General features: G+C 40.5%; 16 protein-coding genes, 1 pseudogene and 3 riboswitches. Of the genes and pseudogenes, 11 read left to right on the forward strand and 6 right to left on the reverse strand.

Annotated features, from left to right (window positions below; genetic code table 11):
* Positions 1-34 precede the first annotated feature (34 nt).
* From ilvA to HEMROJRC1_RS04735, 6 genes are all read right to left on the reverse strand, one after another.
* Complete coding sequence (ilvA, locus tag HEMROJRC1_RS04710; RefSeq protein WP_226691859.1) at positions 35-1,576, reverse strand: threonine ammonia-lyase, biosynthetic; 1,542 nt, start codon at positions 1,574-1,576, stop codon at positions 35-37.
* A gap of 387 nt (positions 1,577-1,963) precedes the next feature.
* On the reverse strand, positions 1,964-3,802 hold the full coding sequence (ilvD, locus tag HEMROJRC1_RS04715) for a dihydroxy-acid dehydratase (protein ID WP_226691860.1): 1,839 nt from the start codon (positions 3,800-3,802) through the stop codon (positions 1,964-1,966).
* A 42-nt stretch (positions 3,803-3,844) separates the two neighbouring features.
* Positions 3,845-4,480 carry a hypothetical protein gene (locus HEMROJRC1_RS04720; protein WP_226691861.1) on the reverse strand — a complete coding sequence of 212 codons (636 nt, stop codon included), beginning with the start codon at positions 4,478-4,480 and terminating at the stop codon, positions 3,845-3,847.
* Positions 4,477-4,701: an acetolactate synthase 2 small subunit gene (gene ilvM / locus HEMROJRC1_RS04725; RefSeq protein WP_226691862.1), complete on the reverse strand. Its 225-nt coding sequence runs from the start codon at positions 4,699-4,701 to the stop codon at positions 4,477-4,479. The genes HEMROJRC1_RS04720 and ilvM overlap by 4 nt, the downstream gene beginning before the upstream one ends.
* Entirely contained in the window at positions 4,702-6,357 is a 1,656-nt protein-coding gene (ilvG, locus tag HEMROJRC1_RS04730; RefSeq protein ID WP_226691863.1) for an acetolactate synthase 2 catalytic subunit, read from the reverse strand.
* Positions 6,358-6,504: 147 nt separating this feature from the next.
* Positions 6,505-7,140 (reverse strand): tellurite resistance TerB family protein, encoded by a 636-nt coding sequence (locus tag HEMROJRC1_RS04735; protein WP_226691864.1) that lies wholly within the window; start codon positions 7,138-7,140, stop codon positions 6,505-6,507.
* Between the two features lie 153 nt (positions 7,141-7,293).
* Between HEMROJRC1_RS04735 and HEMROJRC1_RS04740 the strand changes: the two genes are divergently transcribed.
* The 11 genes and pseudogenes from HEMROJRC1_RS04740 to thiC all read left to right on the forward strand — a co-directional run bounded on the left by HEMROJRC1_RS04740 (position 7,294) and on the right by thiC (position 17,727).
* Positions 7,294-8,808, forward strand: a complete 1,515-nt coding sequence (locus tag HEMROJRC1_RS04740) for a sodium-dependent transporter (RefSeq protein ID WP_226691865.1) — start codon at positions 7,294-7,296, stop codon at positions 8,806-8,808.
* Position 8,809: 1 nt separating this feature from the next.
* On the forward strand, positions 8,810-8,908 hold the full coding sequence (locus HEMROJRC1_RS04745; RefSeq protein WP_226691866.1) for a methionine/alanine import family NSS transporter small subunit: 99 nt from the start codon (positions 8,810-8,812) through the stop codon (positions 8,906-8,908).
* 177 nt (positions 8,909-9,085) lie between these two features.
* Positions 9,086-9,180, forward strand: a riboswitch (TPP riboswitch).
* 262 nt (positions 9,181-9,442) lie between these two features.
* Positions 9,443-9,709: pseudogene (locus HEMROJRC1_RS10920) on the forward strand (radical SAM protein); the annotation flags it as partial.
* 446 nt (positions 9,710-10,155) lie between these two features.
* Entirely contained in the window at positions 10,156-11,256 is a 1,101-nt protein-coding gene (locus HEMROJRC1_RS04755; protein ID WP_226691868.1) for a hypothetical protein, read from the forward strand.
* Complete coding sequence (locus HEMROJRC1_RS04760) at positions 11,253-12,557, forward strand: ATP-grasp domain-containing protein (protein ID WP_226691869.1); 1,305 nt, start codon at positions 11,253-11,255, stop codon at positions 12,555-12,557. Before HEMROJRC1_RS04755 ends, HEMROJRC1_RS04760 begins: the two co-directional genes overlap by 4 nt.
* 15 nt (positions 12,558-12,572) lie before the next feature.
* A complete protein-coding gene (locus tag HEMROJRC1_RS04765; RefSeq protein WP_226691870.1) occupies positions 12,573-13,190 on the forward strand; it encodes a YqcI/YcgG family protein in 618 nt (205 codons plus the stop codon).
* Positions 13,191-13,200: 10 nt separating this feature from the next.
* Positions 13,201-13,509, forward strand: a complete 309-nt coding sequence (locus tag HEMROJRC1_RS04770; protein WP_226691871.1) for a cupin domain-containing protein — start codon at positions 13,201-13,203, stop codon at positions 13,507-13,509.
* A gap of 89 nt (positions 13,510-13,598) precedes the next feature.
* A complete protein-coding gene (locus HEMROJRC1_RS04775) occupies positions 13,599-14,039 on the forward strand; it encodes a hypothetical protein (protein ID WP_255618268.1) in 441 nt (146 codons plus the stop codon).
* Between the two features lies 1 nt (position 14,040).
* Positions 14,041-14,139: a methionine/alanine import family NSS transporter small subunit gene (locus HEMROJRC1_RS04780; RefSeq protein ID WP_226691872.1), complete on the forward strand. Its 99-nt coding sequence runs from the start codon at positions 14,041-14,043 to the stop codon at positions 14,137-14,139.
* A 142-nt stretch (positions 14,140-14,281) separates the two neighbouring features.
* A riboswitch (TPP riboswitch) is annotated at positions 14,282-14,377 on the forward strand.
* 82 nt (positions 14,378-14,459) lie between these two features.
* A complete protein-coding gene (gene thiH / locus HEMROJRC1_RS04785; protein ID WP_226691873.1) occupies positions 14,460-15,590 on the forward strand; it encodes a 2-iminoacetate synthase ThiH in 1,131 nt (376 codons plus the stop codon).
* A gap of 62 nt (positions 15,591-15,652) precedes the next feature.
* A riboswitch (TPP riboswitch) is annotated at positions 15,653-15,747 on the forward strand.
* 81 nt (positions 15,748-15,828) lie between these two features.
* On the forward strand, positions 15,829-17,727 hold the full coding sequence (thiC, locus tag HEMROJRC1_RS04790) for a phosphomethylpyrimidine synthase ThiC (protein WP_226691874.1): 1,899 nt from the start codon (positions 15,829-15,831) through the stop codon (positions 17,725-17,727).
* The last annotated feature ends 25 nt before the right edge of the window (positions 17,728-17,752 follow it).

A 17,752-nucleotide genomic window follows, 5' to 3' on the forward strand; every position in this document is an offset into this window, starting at 1 on the left:
CCCCCATAAAGTGCGGTTATTTTTAGGATTGTTTTTAACGTAAAAAATAGCGATAAGATTTGCTTTCCGTAACGTCTTCATACACATAATTTAACTGTGCTAAAACCCGTTCAAATTCTAGCTGTTCGGATTCATCAAGATGAAAGCCGGCGAGAATGTTGCCATAGTCCGCGCCATGGGCGCGATAATGGAATAATGAGATGTTCCAACGGTTTTGCAAGGTTTCTAGGAATTTCAATAATGCGCCTTTTTGTTCCGGAAATTCAAAGGTGTAAAGACGTTCACTATGGCTTGCAACACGACCGCCCATTAGATAGCGAACATGGGTTTTCGCAATATCATCATCAGACATATCTTCCACATCAAAACCGTTTCGTGTGAGATCAGCGATAATATCCGCTTTTTCTTGTTCGTCTGTGGTACGCACCCCCACAAAAACGCAGGCGCGTTTATCATCGGCATAGCGATAGCTAAATTCCGTTACGGCACGGCTGCCTAATACTTGAACAAATTTTAAGAAACTGCCCGGCTGTTCCGGCATTGTTACCGCAAGCAAAGCTTCTCGATTTTCACCGATTTCGCAACGCTCGGAAACGTAACGCAAAGTATGAAAATTCAAATTTGCACCGGATAAAATCGCTGCCATATTTTTGCCTTGAATATTGTGCTGTTTCACGTATTTTTTTAACCCCGCTAACCCGAGTGCACCGGAAGGTTCTGAGACGGCACGTACGTTTTCAAACAAGTCTTTCATTGCTGCGCAAACTTCATCGCTTTCCACCAACACCATATCATCAAGATATTGCTGACATAAACGGAAAGTTTCATCACCAATGCGTTTCACCGCCACACCATCGGCAAATAATCCTACGTGGGCAAGATCGACCGGTTCGCCTTTATCCAATGCTGCGTTTAAACACGCCGAATCTTTGGATTCCACACCGATCACTTTAATTTCAGGCATAAATTGTTTTAGGACTAACGCTACGCCGGCAGCTAAACCACCACCGCCGACTTGTACGAAAACATAATCCAAATCCGCCACTTGCTGTAACATTTCCATAGCAAGCGTTCCCTGACCCGCAATCACAAGAGGGTGATCAAAGGGCGGAATAAATGTCATTTGTTTTTCTTTGGAAAGTTCAAGGGCTTTTGCTTTGGCTTCGTCAAAATTTGCCCCGTGTAGCAGTACTTCGCCACCAAAACCACGCACTGCGTCCACTTTAATGCTCGGCGTATTTTGCGGCATCACAATCAAGGCTTTCAAACCAAGTTGTTTTGCAGATAATGCCACACCTTGGGCGTGATTGCCGGCAGAGGCGGCAATCACGCCCGCCGCTTTTTGTTCCGGTGAAAGACTAGAAATCATTGCGTATGCGCCACGCAATTTAAAACTGTTTACCGGCTGGCGATCTTCGCGTTTTATCCAAATATTGTTACGTATGCGTTCTGATAATTTACCCATTTTTTGCAATGGTGTAACGGTTGCGGCTTCATAAACACGTGAGCCAAGTTTTACCACCGCATTAATATAATCGTTTTGAGTCGGTTGAAGATTGGTAAGTAGGTTTTTCATAATATTGCTCGTAGGCAGAGATTGCCTGTCATTAATATAAAAAGATTATTGGTGGGCATTGCCCACTTACGAAAAGTGCGGTCAAAATTTCCGGTATTATGTAACGGTCGCACAAAGAGAATAATGTTATATCCGATATTTTTGGGTAAGGTGCGTTGGGCTTTGCGTAACGCACCATTTCATCATTAAATCTTGTTAACTGTGCATTACAGCTTCGCTTAAGGCATCCTACAATGATTGTACAACTGCTACATAATATCGAAAGTCTCAGGTATAAAAAATAAGAGAAAAACAACCGCACTTTGTAGGGGGTGAACGTTGTTGCACGCACGAAGAGGGAGATTTATATATCGTGCGTGGATTGTTATTAATCCACTCCCTATAATTTTATTTTAAAAGCGTTTTATCACGCACCGCACCTTTATCCGCAGAAGTTGCAAAATGACCGAATACTTTCAGAGCAAATGACACTTCACGTTGGCGGTTTGCCGGTTGCCAGCCTTTTTTATCTTGTTCCGCTCGGCGGGTAGCAAGTTCTTCATCGCTGATTTGAAGGTTAATTGCACGGTTCGGAATGTCAATATTAATGATATCGCCATCACGTACTAAACCAATCGCACCACCTGAAGCCGCCTCCGGCGAAGCGTGTCCGATAGACAAGCCTGAGGTACCGCCGGAGAAACGTCCGTCCGTTAATAAGGCACATTTTTTGCCTAATCCCATAGATTTTAAGTAGCTGGTCGGATACAACATTTCTTGCATTCCCGGCCCACCTTTTGGCCCTTCGTAACGAATGATGACCACATTGCCCTCTTGTACTTTACCGCCTAAAATGCCGGCAACGGCATCTTCTTGGCTTTCAAATACGATTGCCGTACCGGTAAATTTCCAGATAGATTCATCTACACCGGCGGTTTTTACAATACAACCGTCTTTCGCAATGTTACCGAATAGCACTGCCAAACCGCCTTCTTGTGAAATGGCGTTTTCTTTATTGCGAATACAACCGTTTACACGGTCATCATCCACGCTATCCCAACGGCAATCTTGTGAAAAGGCTTCCGTTGTGCGGATACCGGCCGGACCTGCACGGAAAAACTTATGCAAGTTTTCGTCTTGGTTACGGATAATATCGTATCGGTTTAATTGTTGTTCTAAGGTCATACCCAATACGGTATTGGTATTACGGTGAATTAAACCTGCGCGATCAAGTTCCCCTAATAGCCCCATAATGCCCCCGGCACGGTGAACATCTTCCATATGATATTTGTTGGTATTCGGTGCAATTTTACTTAAACAAGGCACTTTGCGTGATAAGCGGTCAATATCTTCCATTTTGAAATCGACACCTGCTTCTTGCGCAGCCGCAAGTAAATGTAAGACGGTATTACTTGAACCGCCCATAGCAATATCTAAACTCATCGCGTTTTCGAAGGCTTCAAACGTACCTATCGCACGTGGCAATACGCTTTCATCATCTTGTTCATAATAACGTTTGCAAAGTTCTACAATTTGACGACCGGCTTTTAGAAATAATTCTTTACGATCAGCATGAGTCGCCAGCATTGAACCGTTGCCCGGTAAACTCAAACCAAGCGCTTCCGTTAAACAGTTCATTGAATTTGCGGTAAACATTCCTGAGCAAGAACCGCAAGTCGGGCAGGCGCTACGTTCAATCGCATCAACCCGTTCATCAGATACATTCGGATTCGCACTTTCAATCATTGCATCAACTAAATCCAAACGAATCAGTTGATCGGAAAGTTTGGTTTTTCCCGCTTCCATCGGCCCACCGGAAACAAAGATAGTCGGAATATTTAAACGCATCGCCGCCATCAACATTCCCGGCGTAATTTTGTCACAGTTGGAAATACATACCATCGCATCGGCACAATGGGCGTTGACCATATATTCCACGCTGTCGGCGATTAAATCACGGCTTGGTAGGGAGTAAAGCATTCCGCCGTGCCCCATCGCAATACCATCATCCACCGCAATGGTGTTGAATTCTTTTGCCACACCGCCTGCTTTTTCGATTTCTTTGGCAACAAGCTGCCCCATATCTTTTAAATGCACGTGCCCCGGCACAAATTGGGTGAATGAGTTCACCACCGCAATAATCGGTTTGCCGAAGTCCTGCTCTTTCATTCCCGTAGCACGCCATAATGCGCGTGCGCCTGCCATATTACGACCTTGTGTACTGGTCGCTGAACGTAGTTTTGGCATTGATAATCTCTCCAAGTAAATTTTTTAGATTAATTCATTTCGTTATTTAGATAGCATATCTACAGCTTGGAATGGTAGCGATATTATTGCAAAAGGAATCATAATAATACCAACTCCTCCCCAAACAACCCCCATTGCAAGCCCCTCTTTAGTTTCCTTGAAATCAAACTTTGTTGAAGTTTTATACTCAATAAAATTTGTTCTTAATGGCGTTGATAATTTTCCCTTAGACAAAATTTCATCTCTATTTTGGAGTTTCAAAATTTCACCGTTAGTTATTTCAAAATATAGATCAGGGTTTCCTTGTGTAGATTTATACACATCATACCTAGTGGATATTTCTTCTTTTTTTGATTCGGCTAACTTTTTATTATCAAGTTCAATAGATATAGATGCTTCAATTTTATTATCTTCAATATTTCTTTCGATGCTACTTATACGAGCACTTTTAAAAGCTTTCATATATTGAGAATTCAAAAATTCTATAAAAAATTGAACATCTGAAGATTTAGAAGAAGAAAATTGGTAGCTATTTAAATCCCCTATTGCATAAACACTATTATTTGCAATAAAAAATGCTCGAATAACTTCTGTTTGTTTTGATACCTCTTTTCTATCCGTTGTTGTGCAACCGAATAGAAGAAAACTTAACAACCAAAGCGATACTAACTTTCTCATTTATTTATTATCTCCACCATGTCCGGCAACTTCACCAACTGATTGACCAGCAAATCTAAAGTGCGGTCGGATTTTACGGTGATTTTTAACCGCACTTTTTGTTCGATGAGTGCCATTTCCATTGCTGTTACGGTAAAGCCTCGGTGGCGTACCACACGCAAGATGCGTTCTAACACTTCGGGGCGATGGTTGGCGGTGAGTTCAATTTGATATTCATTCATTTATATTTCCTCCACCATATCGGCATTGCATGCACCCGGCGGAACAAGCGGCCAAACACAATCATCCGGCGGAATACACACTTGTAATAAATACGCCGTGTCGCTTTCTAGCAATCTTGTAAGTGCGCCGTCCACTTCTTCCGCCCGTTCGATTCGCTCGGCAGGAATGCCAAACGCATTGGCGAGCATCACAAAATCAGGGTTGTCTTCTAAGATGGTTTCAGAACGGCGTTTGTTCCAGAATAAATCCTGCCACTGGCGCACCATCCCCAAACGCTGATTATCCAATAACAAGATCTTCACCGGTAAATTGCCGCGTTTAATTGAACCCAGTTCTTGCACGTTCATCATAAACGAGCCGTCCCCGCTGACTAAAATCACTTCATCTTGCGGTCGGGCTTTTTTCGCCCCCACAGCTGCCGGCAAACCGAAGCCCATTGTGCCGAACCCTGCCGAGGTGATGTAATTTTCCGGTGCGAAATGTTGCATATGTTGTGCCGACCACATTTGGTGCTGCCCCACATCGGTACAGATCACGGCATTTTTCGGTTTGCGATTAGAAAGGGTATTGAGCAATGCCCAAGGATCTATCGGGCGATCACCTACGTTATCAACATAAGTGAAATCCAGTTTTGCCTTAAGATCACGAATGTGCGCACGCCAAGGTTCAATATCAAGCGGCTGCTTGAGTGCATTTAACGCTTGAATTAAATCGCCTTGCAAAGCGATATCAGCCTGACGAAGTTTATTAATTTCCGCTACATCAATATCGCAATGAATCACTTTGGCATGAGGGGCGAAAGTATCGAGTTTGCCGGTGACACGATCATCAAAACGCGCACCGCATACAAGCAATAAATCACATTCTTGTACGGCAAAATTTGCCGCTTTTGTGCCGTGCATACCGATCATTCCCATATACACATCATCGGTAGGATTAATCGCCCCCAGCCCTTTTAAAGTTGAAACAGACGGCATTTGGGTTTGTAGTAAAAACTCACGTAATGCCGGCACGGCTTTTGCCATTCCTACGCCGCCGCCTACATAAAGCACCGGTTTTTTGGCGTTTTTTAGCAATTCATTGGCTTGTTCAAGCGTACTTTCGGAAAGTGCGGTCGGTTTTGTCGGTGTTTTTACGTAGGCTTGAATATGAGCCGGCACTTCGCCTGCTTGGATATTTCGTGGTACATCAATTAACACCGGACCCGGACGACCGCTTTGAGCGACTTCAAAGGCTTTAGCAAAAACATCGGCTAATTCATCCACACTTTGCACGATAAAACTGTGTTTGGTACAGGCTAAAGATAAGCCCAGCACATCCGCTTCTTGAAAAGCATCGGTACCGATTAAAGGCGCAGCAACCTGACCGGTAATGGCAATAATAGGAACGGAATCCATCATCGCATCGCCAAGACCTGTGATTAAGTTGGTCGCCCCCGGGCCAGAGGTGGCAATACATACGCCGACGTTGCCCGTAGAACGAGCATAGCCGATAGCCGCCATCGCCGCCCCTTGTTCGTTACGGCAAAGTAAATGATCTAAATTTGCATCATAGAGCGCATCATAGGTGGGCATAATCGCACCACCGGGATAGCCGAAAAGCGTTGTAACATGGTGTGCCTTTAGGCATTCCATAATGAGTTGTGCACCGGTCATGTTTGCTAATCCTAATTTGTTTAATTTTTATTAAGTAGGACTTTGCATTGTAACGAAATTTTCTTGTATTGGTAGGGGGAAAAAGGGAAAAAAACGAAAAAAGCACGACAAATTATCTTGTCGTACTTTTATAAGTGAAAAGTGCGGTTAAAAACCCGCTTGTTTTTCTAATTGTTCAACAAGCGTTTCATCTAAACCTAAGGCTTCGGCAAGGTTAGCGAGGAAAATGATCTCTTTACGTGATAAGTCTTTACTCACTAACCGTGCGGCAAGATAAACGTTTGCCGCCAGCGCCGTATCATCACCCACTTGGCGTGCGATTTCACTAATGCTAATCGGATTTGTCATTTCCATTTCAATCCATTGCGCAAGCTCTGCATTATCACCGATTTCATTGGCAATCGTTTGTTTTTCCTCTTCGGTAATTTCACCGTCTGCCGCCGCAGCTGCGATCATTGTTCGCAAAATTAACGCACTGTTATCTTGTTGAGCGGATGAACTTAGCACATCAAATTCGCTTTCTGACATAACCGGTTGTGTCTGTTGGCTTTTCTGATAATTTTGGTACGCCTGATACGCCAAATTACCAAGCACGGCTAATGAACCGAGTTTTGCCAAACTTGCGCCTCCTGAACGCCCTAAAATCATCGAAAGAATACCGGCAACCGCTGCGCCACCTCCCACTTTAGTCACCTTATCCAAGGTCGGATTACCGGTTTGTAAATTACTTGCGGAATTTTTCGCAATGTTAACGACTTGATTTAGAATTTGATTAAAATCCATAAAATGTTCCTTGTTGTTAAAAAATCTTCTTATAGACTGATCTTTTTTTAAAAAATTCCCTAAATTTAACCGCACTTTTATCAATTTTATTGACTAGATAGAAGATTTCATTATATTTGAGCTCTTTTTCATTTTTTATATAGGAACAATTTTATGGCGAAATCTACTCAAAAGCGAGAAACCTTCTCGGGTCGCAAAGCGTTCATTTTAGCCGCTATTGGCTCCGCTGTGGGCTTAGGCAATATCTGGCGTTTCCCCTACACCACTTACGAAAACGGCGGTGGTGCATTTATTATTCCTTATCTTATCGCCTTACTAACCGCAGGGATTCCTTTATTATTCTTAGATTATGCGATCGGTCATCGTCATCGTGGCGGTGCGCCGTTGTCTTATCGCCGTTTTAGTCCGCATTTTGAAGTCTTCGGCTGGTGGCAGGTAATGGTGAATGTGATCATCGGCTTATATTATGCGGTTGTTTTAGGTTGGGCTGCAAGCTATACCTATTTTTCCTTCAGTGGCGCTTGGGGAGATAAACCGATCGATTTCTTCATCGGTGAGTTTTTAAAAATGGGTGATATTGCCAACGGTGTGAGTTTTGAATTTGTCGGAATGGTAACCGGTCCTTTAATCGCCGTATGGGTGATCGCATTGCTCGTACTTTCTATGGGCATTCAGAAAGGGATTGCGAAATCTTCATCAATCTTAATGCCGGTACTTGTGGTAATGTTTATCGCATTAGTGATCTATTCTCTCTTTTTACCCGGTGCGGAAAAAGGCTTAAATGCATTGTTTACACCTGATTGGTCTAAACTTTCCAATCCAAGCGTATGGATTGCCGCCTACGGACAAATTTTCTTCTCGCTTTCGATCTGTTTCGGGATTATGGTGACTTACGCTTCATATCTCAAAAAAGAATCGGACTTAACCGGTAGCGGTTTAGTGGTGGGCTTTGCAAACAGTAGCTTTGAACTGTTAGCCGGTATCGGCGTATTCGCCGCATTAGGTTTTATCGCCACCGCTCAAGGTCAAGAGGTGAGTGAAGTGGCAAAAGGCGGGATCGGCTTGGCATTCTTTGCATTTCCAACCATCATTAACAAAGCACCGTTCGGGGAAGTACTTGGTGTCTTGTTCTTCGGTTCATTAACCTTTGCCGCATTAACTTCTTTTATATCCGTGATTGAAGTTATTATTTCCGCAATTCAAGACAAACTTCGCATTCGCCGTGCGAAAGTCACCTTTATCGTGGGCGTGCCGATGATGTTTGTTTCCGTCATTTTATTCGGCACGACAACCGGCTTACCGATGCTTGATGTATTCGATAAATTCGTGAACTATTTCGGTATCGTTGCCGTGGCATTCGTGTCGCTTATCGCCATCGTTTCAAATGAAAAATTAGGACTATTAGGCGATCATTTGAACGAAACCTCATCTTTTAAAGTCGGCTTTTTCTGGCGTTTATGTATCGTACTTACGACAGGTATTCTTGCATTTATGCTATTCAGTGAAGGGGCTAAAGTTTTCTCTGAAGGCTACGAAGGCTATCCAAGCTGGTTCGTCAATGTCTTCGGCTGGGGAATGGCGGTTAGCTTACTCGTTGTCGCATTCATTCTTTCCCGTTTAAAATGGAAAAGCGAAACCAAACTTACAATAGAATCAAAAGGAGAATAAGATGAGCTCTAGTGCAATTATTATGATGGTCATCGCACTTGGCGTAATTTGGGGCGGCTTCCTTTATGCTCTCCTTCGCCTACCAAAAGAAAATAATTAGTTTGATTATGTATCGGTGCGTTACGGCTTCGCCTAACTGCACCCTACGGCAATTTGTGTAACCGCTACATAATAATGTTAATTTTTCGACCGCACTTTTAAAGTGCGGTTATTTTTTCCGTATTTTGTAATAAAACCGATTTTACCTTGCGTCACACAATATTAACTTTTAGAATACCCTCACTTGTCGGAGTGCCGTTGGCTGAGATCGCAATGCGAGATCCGTTGAACCTGTGGGTTAAAACCTGCGTAGGGAACAAGGTTGCAAAACACCTCATAAAAATTACCGCTTGTTAATCAAACAAGTCGTCGCTTCAGGCAAGAAATTTACTTTTCACTTTTGGAGTATTTTTCGATGTCAAACCTTTCTTCTTCCTTTCCCGATTATTGGCAAACCCTAAACTGGGACGATTTAGCGTTACAGTTACGAGCCAAAACCGCCGCCGATGTGGAACGTGCCTTACAAAGTGCGGTCAGAAATTTGGACGATTTAATGGCGTTGCTTTCACCTGCAGCCGAAGCCTACTTAGAACCGATGGCACAGCTGGCTCAACAACTCACCCGTCAGCGGTTTGGCAATGTGGTGTCGTTTTACCTTCCGTTGTATTTATCTAATCTTTGCAAAAATGATTGTACCTATTGCGGGTTTTCAATGAGCAATCCGATAAAGCGTAAAACTTTGAATGAAAAAGAAATTTTGGCGGAATGTGAAGCCATTAAAGCAATGGGCTATGAGCATATTTTACTGGTGACGGGCGAGCATCAACAGAAAGTGGGAATGGATTATTTTCGACAAAATCTCCCCAAAATTCGACCGCTCTTTAGTGCGATATTGATGGAAGTACAACCGCTCAAATGTGAAGAATATGACGAACTGAAAACGCTCGGGCTTACCACGACCAAACCCTCCCACAAGAATCAGGCAAAGTCGCCCATTTCTGCTCAATGTGCGGACCAAAATTCTGCTCAATGAAAATCACCCAAGATGTGCGAGATTATACCAAAACCTTAGAACAACAAACTGGCTTAGAGCAAATGGCAGAAAAATTTACCCAATCGGGTGGGGAGATTTATCTTTCGACAAATTAATTGTAAAGATAGTTGAAAAGTAAGAAGAAACATTATATAAACATTTTTGTAACATTTTTTACTTTTAAGTTACATACGGAGTTCATTATGCACAACATAAGATCGCCTGTAGTTTTCTTTTATGGCTCGCTAATATTGCTATATTTTACTGATATGGGAATGATGATCGGTATGATTTGGGCATCATTAGCAATTACAAATAGTCCTTTTTTTCTTGGTTTAACTTTATGTTTAGGAGCAAGTGTACCCTATATTTTTAAGAAAATTTTCTCAAAAAAATATATGAAGAGTTTAACTTTAAAACGCTTGTATATGATGAGAATTATACTTTATGTTCTTATTTTAAGTTTAATCTTTATTAATATTGCAGAAACTTTTTATGGTCTATTTATAACAATTATTTTATTTGGAATTGTTAATGTATTTACATTGACTACTTATGAAACCTATAACTCTTATTTCGTTAATCAACAAGATATTTCATCAGACATTGCCTCTCGAGTAATGCAAACAGTATTACAATCAGGTGCATTTTTAGGGGCTGTAATAGCCGGATTAATCATTAAGAGATTTGGTTACCTAAATCTAATTTTATTCTTATCATTGTTTGAATTATTAATAAATTTCGTATTTTTATATAATAAATATTTTGACGTACAACTATCACCTGTCAATAAAATTTCTTTATTAAAAGATAATAAAGAAAAACCTACTAAACCACTCTATTTATTTAGCTTATCTTTGGCTTTTATTGGCGTTCATATTTCAGCTTTTAATTTACTTTCAACCATCATTTTCCAAGATCTAAATCAATGGGATTCCGAAATATTTGGTTATGCCAGTGGAATAGCAGGTATTGGGGCATTTATAGCTTCTTTTATTACGCTAAAAAGAATACCTATATTTGCTTTTATTTTAGCATTACTTAGTATGGATTATATTTATAGCTACGCTTCTTCTATCACTATAGCTATAACTTCTAGCTTCTTCATTGGTTTTTGTATTAATACTGTCAGGATTTACCTTAGAAAAATAATGTTGGATTATGCAAAAACACCTTATTTATCTCATAAAATGGGAGAAATCAGCACTTTCTTTTATGTATTCTTTCAATCTCTAGGTTCTGTAATCATTGGGTTAATTATTTCAGAGAACATTATTGAATTAAATACTTCTAGAATAATATTATCTATTATTGGTCTTTTTATTCTTATTTCATTTGTTTTTAATAAATTTTTTACTAAACAGGAGCAATTATGAAAACCTATATTATTGTTGACCCATTTTCAACAGGTTCTTTAATCGCCCCAGCTTTAAAGAAACAAGGGCATAAAGTTTATTCAGTGCTTTCTAGCGAAAAAATCTCAAATTATATGAAGTCATCTTATACTGGTGAAGGATTTGAGAACAAGTATCTTATGTCAATAAATGAAGTAAAGGAACAATTTCATCAAATTGATGGGGTAATTGTTGGTTCAGAAGCAGGAACTATTACTGGTGATTTGTTATCTGAATATTATGGCGTAAAAGGTAATTCTAGTAATAGTAGTGAACTAAGGAGAGATAAATATACAATGCAACAAGCATTGAAAGAAAATAAATTAGATTATATTGAAACATATAAAATTAATATAAATAATTACCATAAAATTGTTAATCAATTACCTGAAGATAAATCATTCGTTCTTAAGCCATTAAAATCAGCTGGTAGTGATAATGTATTATTTTTTCAAAATAAAATATATTTGCTTGAACATTTGATGAAAGAACAATGGAAAAGCAATGATTTATTTGGTAATCAAAATGATCATTTTATCATTCAGGAATACATATCTTCACAAGAATATGTTGTAGATATGATTGTAAATCAAAATGAGATCTTTATCGTTTCATTATGTAAATATGAAAAAGGTATTTTCAACCAAAGTAAATTTGTTTATAAATCACTAAACATCTTAGATCCTAATAATTCAAACTACCAATCATTAATAGATTATGCCAAACAATGTGTCAAAGCATTAAAAATAAATTATGGTGCCGTTCATATGGAACTATTTCATAACGATGAGCGTACTGTGATGATTGAAGCAGGAGCAAGGCTGCATGGAGGTGTTGCACCATTGCTATTTAAACAATGCTATCAACCTGATTTATTAAATAGCTTAGTGTATCTTTACACAAATGATCGGTTGAAAGTTAATGGCAAATCTAAGTTAAAAACTAATGGAAAAATTGTATTTTTAATCAATACTCATTATGACACATATATTCAAAATAGTGATTTATTGGAAGCTGAGTTTTCTCAAATATCAACCTTCTCTGGAGGTAAAATCTTCTTTGAAGAAGGAAAAAAATTACCACTAACAAAAGATCTTACTAATATTATAGGTATTGTCTGGCTTGTCGCTGATGACTTAGAAAAACTTAATCAAGATGAAAGAAAGGTAAGAGCAATCTTTGAAAAATATTTAATAGTAAATGATGAAGATAATAAATTATTATCTAGAAAAGAATTAAAAGGGTTAAAGTTAGATAAATGGCAGGATATTGTATTCAAATAACTAGAAGCTAGTTTTATGAATAAAGTTAGACCTTTTCCTTGCGTTTTTGGTGTAAAAGGATTTACCAAAGATCAAATTAGATATGTATTTCAAGAAAATATTGAGCCAATATATTTAGCAAATGTTTTAAGGGATTATCTGAAATATTGTAAATCTTATGGTAATTATACTTCGTTAGTTATTTTTGAAAAACCTAATCAAATTAGTACACTAGAAGAATATCATTCAAAATTTTGGGGGATTTTGAAAGAATTATCTGATTTAGATTATGCCAAGCCTGTAGATAGTATTCCTGCAGAATTAGATACGCCAATGTGGGAGTTTTCCTTTAATGGTGAATTAATTTTTGTAGTGTGTACAACACCAGCACACCAGAAACGACAAAGTCGTAGAAGCACAGGGTTTATTTTAACTTTTCAACCCCGTTGGGTTTTTGATGATTTATTAGGTAGTGAAGAAAAAGCAGAAGTTGCATTTAAGACCGTAAGAGAAAGACTTGAAAAATATGATCTTATTTCTCAATCTCCTTACTTGGGTAAGTATGGAGATAAAAATAATAGAGAATGGAAACAATATTTTCTTGATGATACTAATGAAATCAATATTAAATGTCCATTTCATAAACTAAAGTAAGGAGCTTATTATGACCATTAAATTTAAGCATATCGCATTAAATAAAGATTATTCATTTTTTATGAATTGTCTTCCTAATCAGGGCTGTGTCGAATTACAGCAGGATCAGCCTTTTAAAGAACATATTTGGCATAAACACGAAAATAGTGAAACCCTAATAATATTAGAAGGTTCTATGGAGTTTTATTATGAAAATGAAAGTAGGATATGTAAATCAGGAGATGTGATATTTTTACCCCAAAATGTGTTACACGGTTCAAAAGCTCTTGAAGAAGGATGTCGTTATCTTATTGCTTTTGAAATATTAGGACATATCTAGTAGCAGAAATTTACCTAATCGTAGGAGTTAGTTGTAAGGTGGGCAATTTTTTGCCCACCTTGAAAAAGTCTTAATATAGGGTAAATATAATGGATATTAGCTTACTAGGTTATTTTTTCTTATCAAGTTTGTTAATTGCTGCCTTGCCCAGCCCTGCAATGATGCTGACCATTCAAAGTGCGATTAACAATGGATTAACTAAAGGGATTGCCGTGGCATTCGTATCATTGATCGCCATCGTTGCCAATGAAAAATTAGGCTTATTAGGCGATCATTTGAACGAAACCTCATCTTTTAAAGTCGGCTTTTTCTGGCGTTTATGTATCGTACTCACGACAGGTATTCTTGCATTTATGCTATTTAGTGAAGGTGCGAAAGTTTTCTCTGAAGGTTACGAAGGTTATCCAAGCTGGTTTATCAATATCTTCGGATGGGGAATGGCAGTCAGCTTACTCGTTGTCGCATTTATTCTTTCACGCTTAAAATGGAAAAGCGAAACCAAACTTACAATAGAATTAAAAGGAGAATAAGATGAGTTCTAGTGCAATTATTATGATGATTATCGCGCTTGGCGTAATTTGGGGCGGCTTCCTTTTTGCTCTTATTCGCCTACCGAAAGAAAATCATTAATTTTTCGACCGCACTTTAAAAGTGCGGTTATTTTTTTCTCTTTTTAAAAGTGTGAAGCCCTTATCTAACATTCTTCCACAGTTGCTACTTTTCACTTTGTGCAACTTTACCTTGCTTCACATACCATTAGCTTTTAGAATGACTTCTCTTGTCGGAGTGCCGTTGGGCTGAGATCGCAATGCGAGATCCGTTGAACCTGTGGGTTAATACCTGCGTAGGGAACAAGGTTACAAAACCTCTCACAAAAATTACCGCTTGTTAGTCAAACAAGCGTTCACTTCAGACAAGAAATTTACTTTTCACTTTTGGAGTATTTTTCAATGTCAAACCTCTATTCTTCCTTTCCCGACTACTGGCAGATGCTAAACTGGGACGATTTAGCATTACGACTGCGAGCCAAAACTGCTGCCGATGTGGAACGAGCCCTGCAAAGTGCGGTCAGAAATTTGGATGATTTAATGGCATTGCTTTCCCCCGCCGCCGAAACTTACTTAGAGCCGATGGCACAGCTCGCGCAACAGCTTACCCGCCAGCGGTTCGGCAATGCGGTGTCGTTTTATTTACCCCTGTATCTGTCAAATTTATGCAAAAATGATTGCACCTATTGCGGTTTTTCGATGAGCAATCCGATTAAACGGAAAACCTTAAACGAGCAGGAAATTTTGGCAGAATGTGAAGCGATTAGGGCGATGGGTTATGAACATATTTTACTCGTTACCGGTGAACATCAACAAAAAGTGGGAATGGATTATTTTCGGCAAAATCTTCCCAAAATTCGACCGCACTTTAGTGCAATGCTAATGGAAGTACAACCACTCAAAAGTGAAGAATATGCAGAGTTAAAAACACTCGGGCTAGACGGTGTGCTGGTGTATCAAGAAACCTACAATGCGACTGAATATGCCAAACATCATTTGCGGGGCAATAAACAGGATTTTCTCTACCGTTTGGAGAGCCAAGACAGATTAGGGCGGACTGAAATTGATAAGATTGGATTAGGTGCGTTAATCGGGCTTTCTCACGATTGGCGAACGGATCTCTATTTCGTTGCCGAACATTTAAATTATCTACAAAATCGCTATTGGAAAAGCCGTTATTCTATTTCATTCCCTCGTTTGCGACCTTGTGTGGGCGGTGTACAACCGGCTTCCACAATGACGGATAAACAACTTTTACAAGCAATCTGTGCTTTTCGTTTGTTTTCCCCGGAAGTAGAGCTTTCCCTTTCCACTCGTGAATCGCCTTATTTTCGCGATAATGTCGTTCCGATTGCCATCAATACCCTTTCCGCAGGATCAAAAACCCAACCGGGCGGCTATGCCAATACAGAAAAACAACTCGACCAATTTTCGCCCTATGATGAACGCCCCCCTTTAGAAGTGGCAAAAGCCCTGCTTGCCAAAGGGCTACAACCCGTTTGGAAAGATTGGGATAGCTATTTAGGACGGTGAAAAACAGTTATAAAAAGTTGAATGATTCCCTTGCTTCACAAAAAGTTACGCTCTAGAATAGAAAAATCTTGTCGGAGTGCCATTGGCTGAGATCGCAAAGCGAGATCCGTTGAACCTGTAGGTTAATACCTGCGTAGGGAACAAGGTGTAAAACATCTCACAAATATTACCGCTTGTTAGGTTTAACAAGCGGTCGCTTCAGACAAGAAATTTACTTTTATCTCAAGGAGTGATTTCTATGTCAAATTTACCGAACAATCCAAATCCAAGCCGCCGTGAAAAACGCCGGTCGGCACAGCAATTTATCCACAGCCTTAAACCGCAACAATTTCCTAACTCAAAACGAATTTATTTGCAAGGCTCTCGTGCCGATATTCAAGTGCCAATGCGGGAAATTCACCTTAGCCCAACCTTAATCGGCGGCACAAAAGAAAATCCGCAATATGAACCCAACGAGCCAATTCCTGTTTACGACACCTCAGGCGTTTATGGTGATGAAAGCCAAACCATTGATGTTACACAAGGCATTAAAGCCCTTAGAGCCAACTGGATTGCCGAACGTGCTGATACCGAAACTCTCTCCCAAGCCAATTCCGCCTACACACAAGCCCGATCGAAAGATATTACCCTTGATGATCTACGAATGAAAACCACCCGCCCGATTTTGAAAGCTAAAGCAGGCAAGCGTGTAACCCAAATGTACTACGCCAAGCAAGGCATTATCACGCCAGAAATGGAATTTATCGCTATACGGGAGAATATGGGGCGGGAGCGGATTAAAAGTGCGGTGCTTTTACAGCAACATTTAGGCAACGGTTTTGGAGCGGTAATCCCCGATAAAATTACCCCTGAATTTGTCCGTCAAGAAGTGGCAGCAGGACGTGCGATTATTCCGTGCAATATCAACCACCCCGAAAGCGAACCAATGATTATCGGACGACATTTCCTCGTGAAAGTCAATGCCAATATCGGCAATTCAGCGGTAACCTCCTCGATTGAAGAAGAGGTAGAAAAACTCCTGTGGGCAACCCGTTGGGGAGCGGATACGGTAATGGATCTCTCCACAGGACGTAATATTCACGAAACCCGTGAATGGATTTTGCGTAACAGCCCCGTGCCAATTGGTACCGTTCCCCTTTATCAAGCCTTAGAAAAAGTCAATGGAGTAGCAGAAAATCTCTCGTGGGAAGTGTTTCGAGATACCCTGATTGAACAAGCGGAACAAGGGGTAGATTATTTCACTATTCACGCAGGCACACTCCTTCGCTATGTGCCGATGACCGCCAATCGCCTCACGGGTATTGTCTCTCGAGGAGGTTCGATTATGGCGAAATGGTGCTTGACCTATCATCAAGAAAATTTTCTCTACACCCATTTTCGTGAAATTTGTGAAATCTGTGCCGCTTATGATGTGGCATTATCCCTTGGCGATGGCTTACGCCCCGGTTCAATCCAAGATGCCAATGATGAAGCCCAATTTAGCGAACTTTACACCCTCGGCGAGCTCACCCAAATAGCGTGGGAATATGACGTGCAAGTGATGATCGAAGGGCCGGGACATATCCCAATGCAGATGATCAAACGTAATATGGACGAAGAGCTTGAACATTGTGCCGAAGCTCCCTTCTATACACTCGGGCCACTCACCACCGATATTGCCCCCGGTTACGACCATTTTACCTCCGGTATTGGAGCGGCGATGATCGGCTGGTACGGCTGTGCAATGCTCTGCTATGTTACCCCGAAAGAGCATCTCGGCTTGCCCGACAAAGAAGACGTAAAACAGGGCTTAATCACTTATAAAATCGCCGCCCACGCCGCCGATCTCGCCAAAGGACACCCTTCCGCCCAAATTCGGGATAACGCAATGTCCAAAGCCCGTTTTGAATTTCGTTGGGAAGATCAATTTAATCTTTCTCTCGACCCAGAAACAGCACGGGCTTACCACGACCAAACACTCCCACAGGAATCAGGCAAAGTCGCTCATTTCTGCTCAATGTGCGGCCCGAAATTCTGCTCAATGAAAATCACTCAAGATGTGCGGGATTACGCTAAAGAACTTGAACAAAAAGCAGGGCTAGAGCAAATGGCAGAAAAATTTACCCAATCGGGAGGGGAGATTTATCAGAAGGTGTAGATCGCAAGGTGGGCAAAAAATTTGC

Origin of the sequence: Rodentibacter sp. JRC1 (assembly GCF_020521555.1) — a bacterium.
GTDB lineage: Bacteria > Pseudomonadota > Gammaproteobacteria > Enterobacterales > Pasteurellaceae > Rodentibacter > Rodentibacter abscessus.

Bases quoted from the DNA above. Each gene is read 5' to 3' on its own strand.
- HEMROJRC1_RS04755 (WP_226691868.1), top strand. From the start codon at position 10,156: ATGATGATCGGTATGATTTGGGCATCATTAGCAATTACAAATAGTCCT.
- thiC (WP_226691874.1), top strand. From the start codon at position 15,829: ATGTCAAATTTACCGAACAATCCAAATCCAAGCCGCCGTGAAAAACGC.
- HEMROJRC1_RS04740 (WP_226691865.1), top strand. From the start codon at position 7,294: ATGGCGAAATCTACTCAAAAGCGAGAAACCTTCTCGGGTCGCAAAGCG.
- ilvM (WP_226691862.1), bottom strand. From the start codon at position 4,701: ATGAATGAATATCAAATTGAACTCACCGCCAACCATCGCCCCGAAGTG.
- HEMROJRC1_RS04780 (WP_226691872.1), top strand. From the start codon at position 14,041: ATGAGTTCTAGTGCAATTATTATGATGATTATCGCGCTTGGCGTAATT.
- ilvD (WP_226691860.1), bottom strand. From the start codon at position 3,802: ATGCCAAAACTACGTTCAGCGACCAGTACACAAGGTCGTAATATGGCA.
- HEMROJRC1_RS04735 (WP_226691864.1), bottom strand. From the start codon at position 7,140: ATGGATTTTAATCAAATTCTAAATCAAGTCGTTAACATTGCGAAAAAT.
- ilvA (WP_226691859.1), bottom strand. From the start codon at position 1,576: ATGAAAAACCTACTTACCAATCTTCAACCGACTCAAAACGATTATATT.
- HEMROJRC1_RS04770 (WP_226691871.1), top strand. From the start codon at position 13,201: ATGACCATTAAATTTAAGCATATCGCATTAAATAAAGATTATTCATTT.
- thiH (WP_226691873.1), top strand. From the start codon at position 14,460: ATGTCAAACCTCTATTCTTCCTTTCCCGACTACTGGCAGATGCTAAAC.
- HEMROJRC1_RS04775 (WP_255618268.1), top strand. From the start codon at position 13,599: ATGGATATTAGCTTACTAGGTTATTTTTTCTTATCAAGTTTGTTAATT.
- HEMROJRC1_RS04745 (WP_226691866.1), top strand. From the start codon at position 8,810: ATGAGCTCTAGTGCAATTATTATGATGGTCATCGCACTTGGCGTAATT.
- ilvG (WP_226691863.1), bottom strand. From the start codon at position 6,357: ATGACCGGTGCACAACTCATTATGGAATGCCTAAAGGCACACCATGTT.
- HEMROJRC1_RS04720 (WP_226691861.1), bottom strand. From the start codon at position 4,480: ATGAGAAAGTTAGTATCGCTTTGGTTGTTAAGTTTTCTTCTATTCGGT.
- HEMROJRC1_RS04765 (WP_226691870.1), top strand. From the start codon at position 12,573: ATGAATAAAGTTAGACCTTTTCCTTGCGTTTTTGGTGTAAAAGGATTT.
- HEMROJRC1_RS04760 (WP_226691869.1), top strand. From the start codon at position 11,253: ATGAAAACCTATATTATTGTTGACCCATTTTCAACAGGTTCTTTAATC.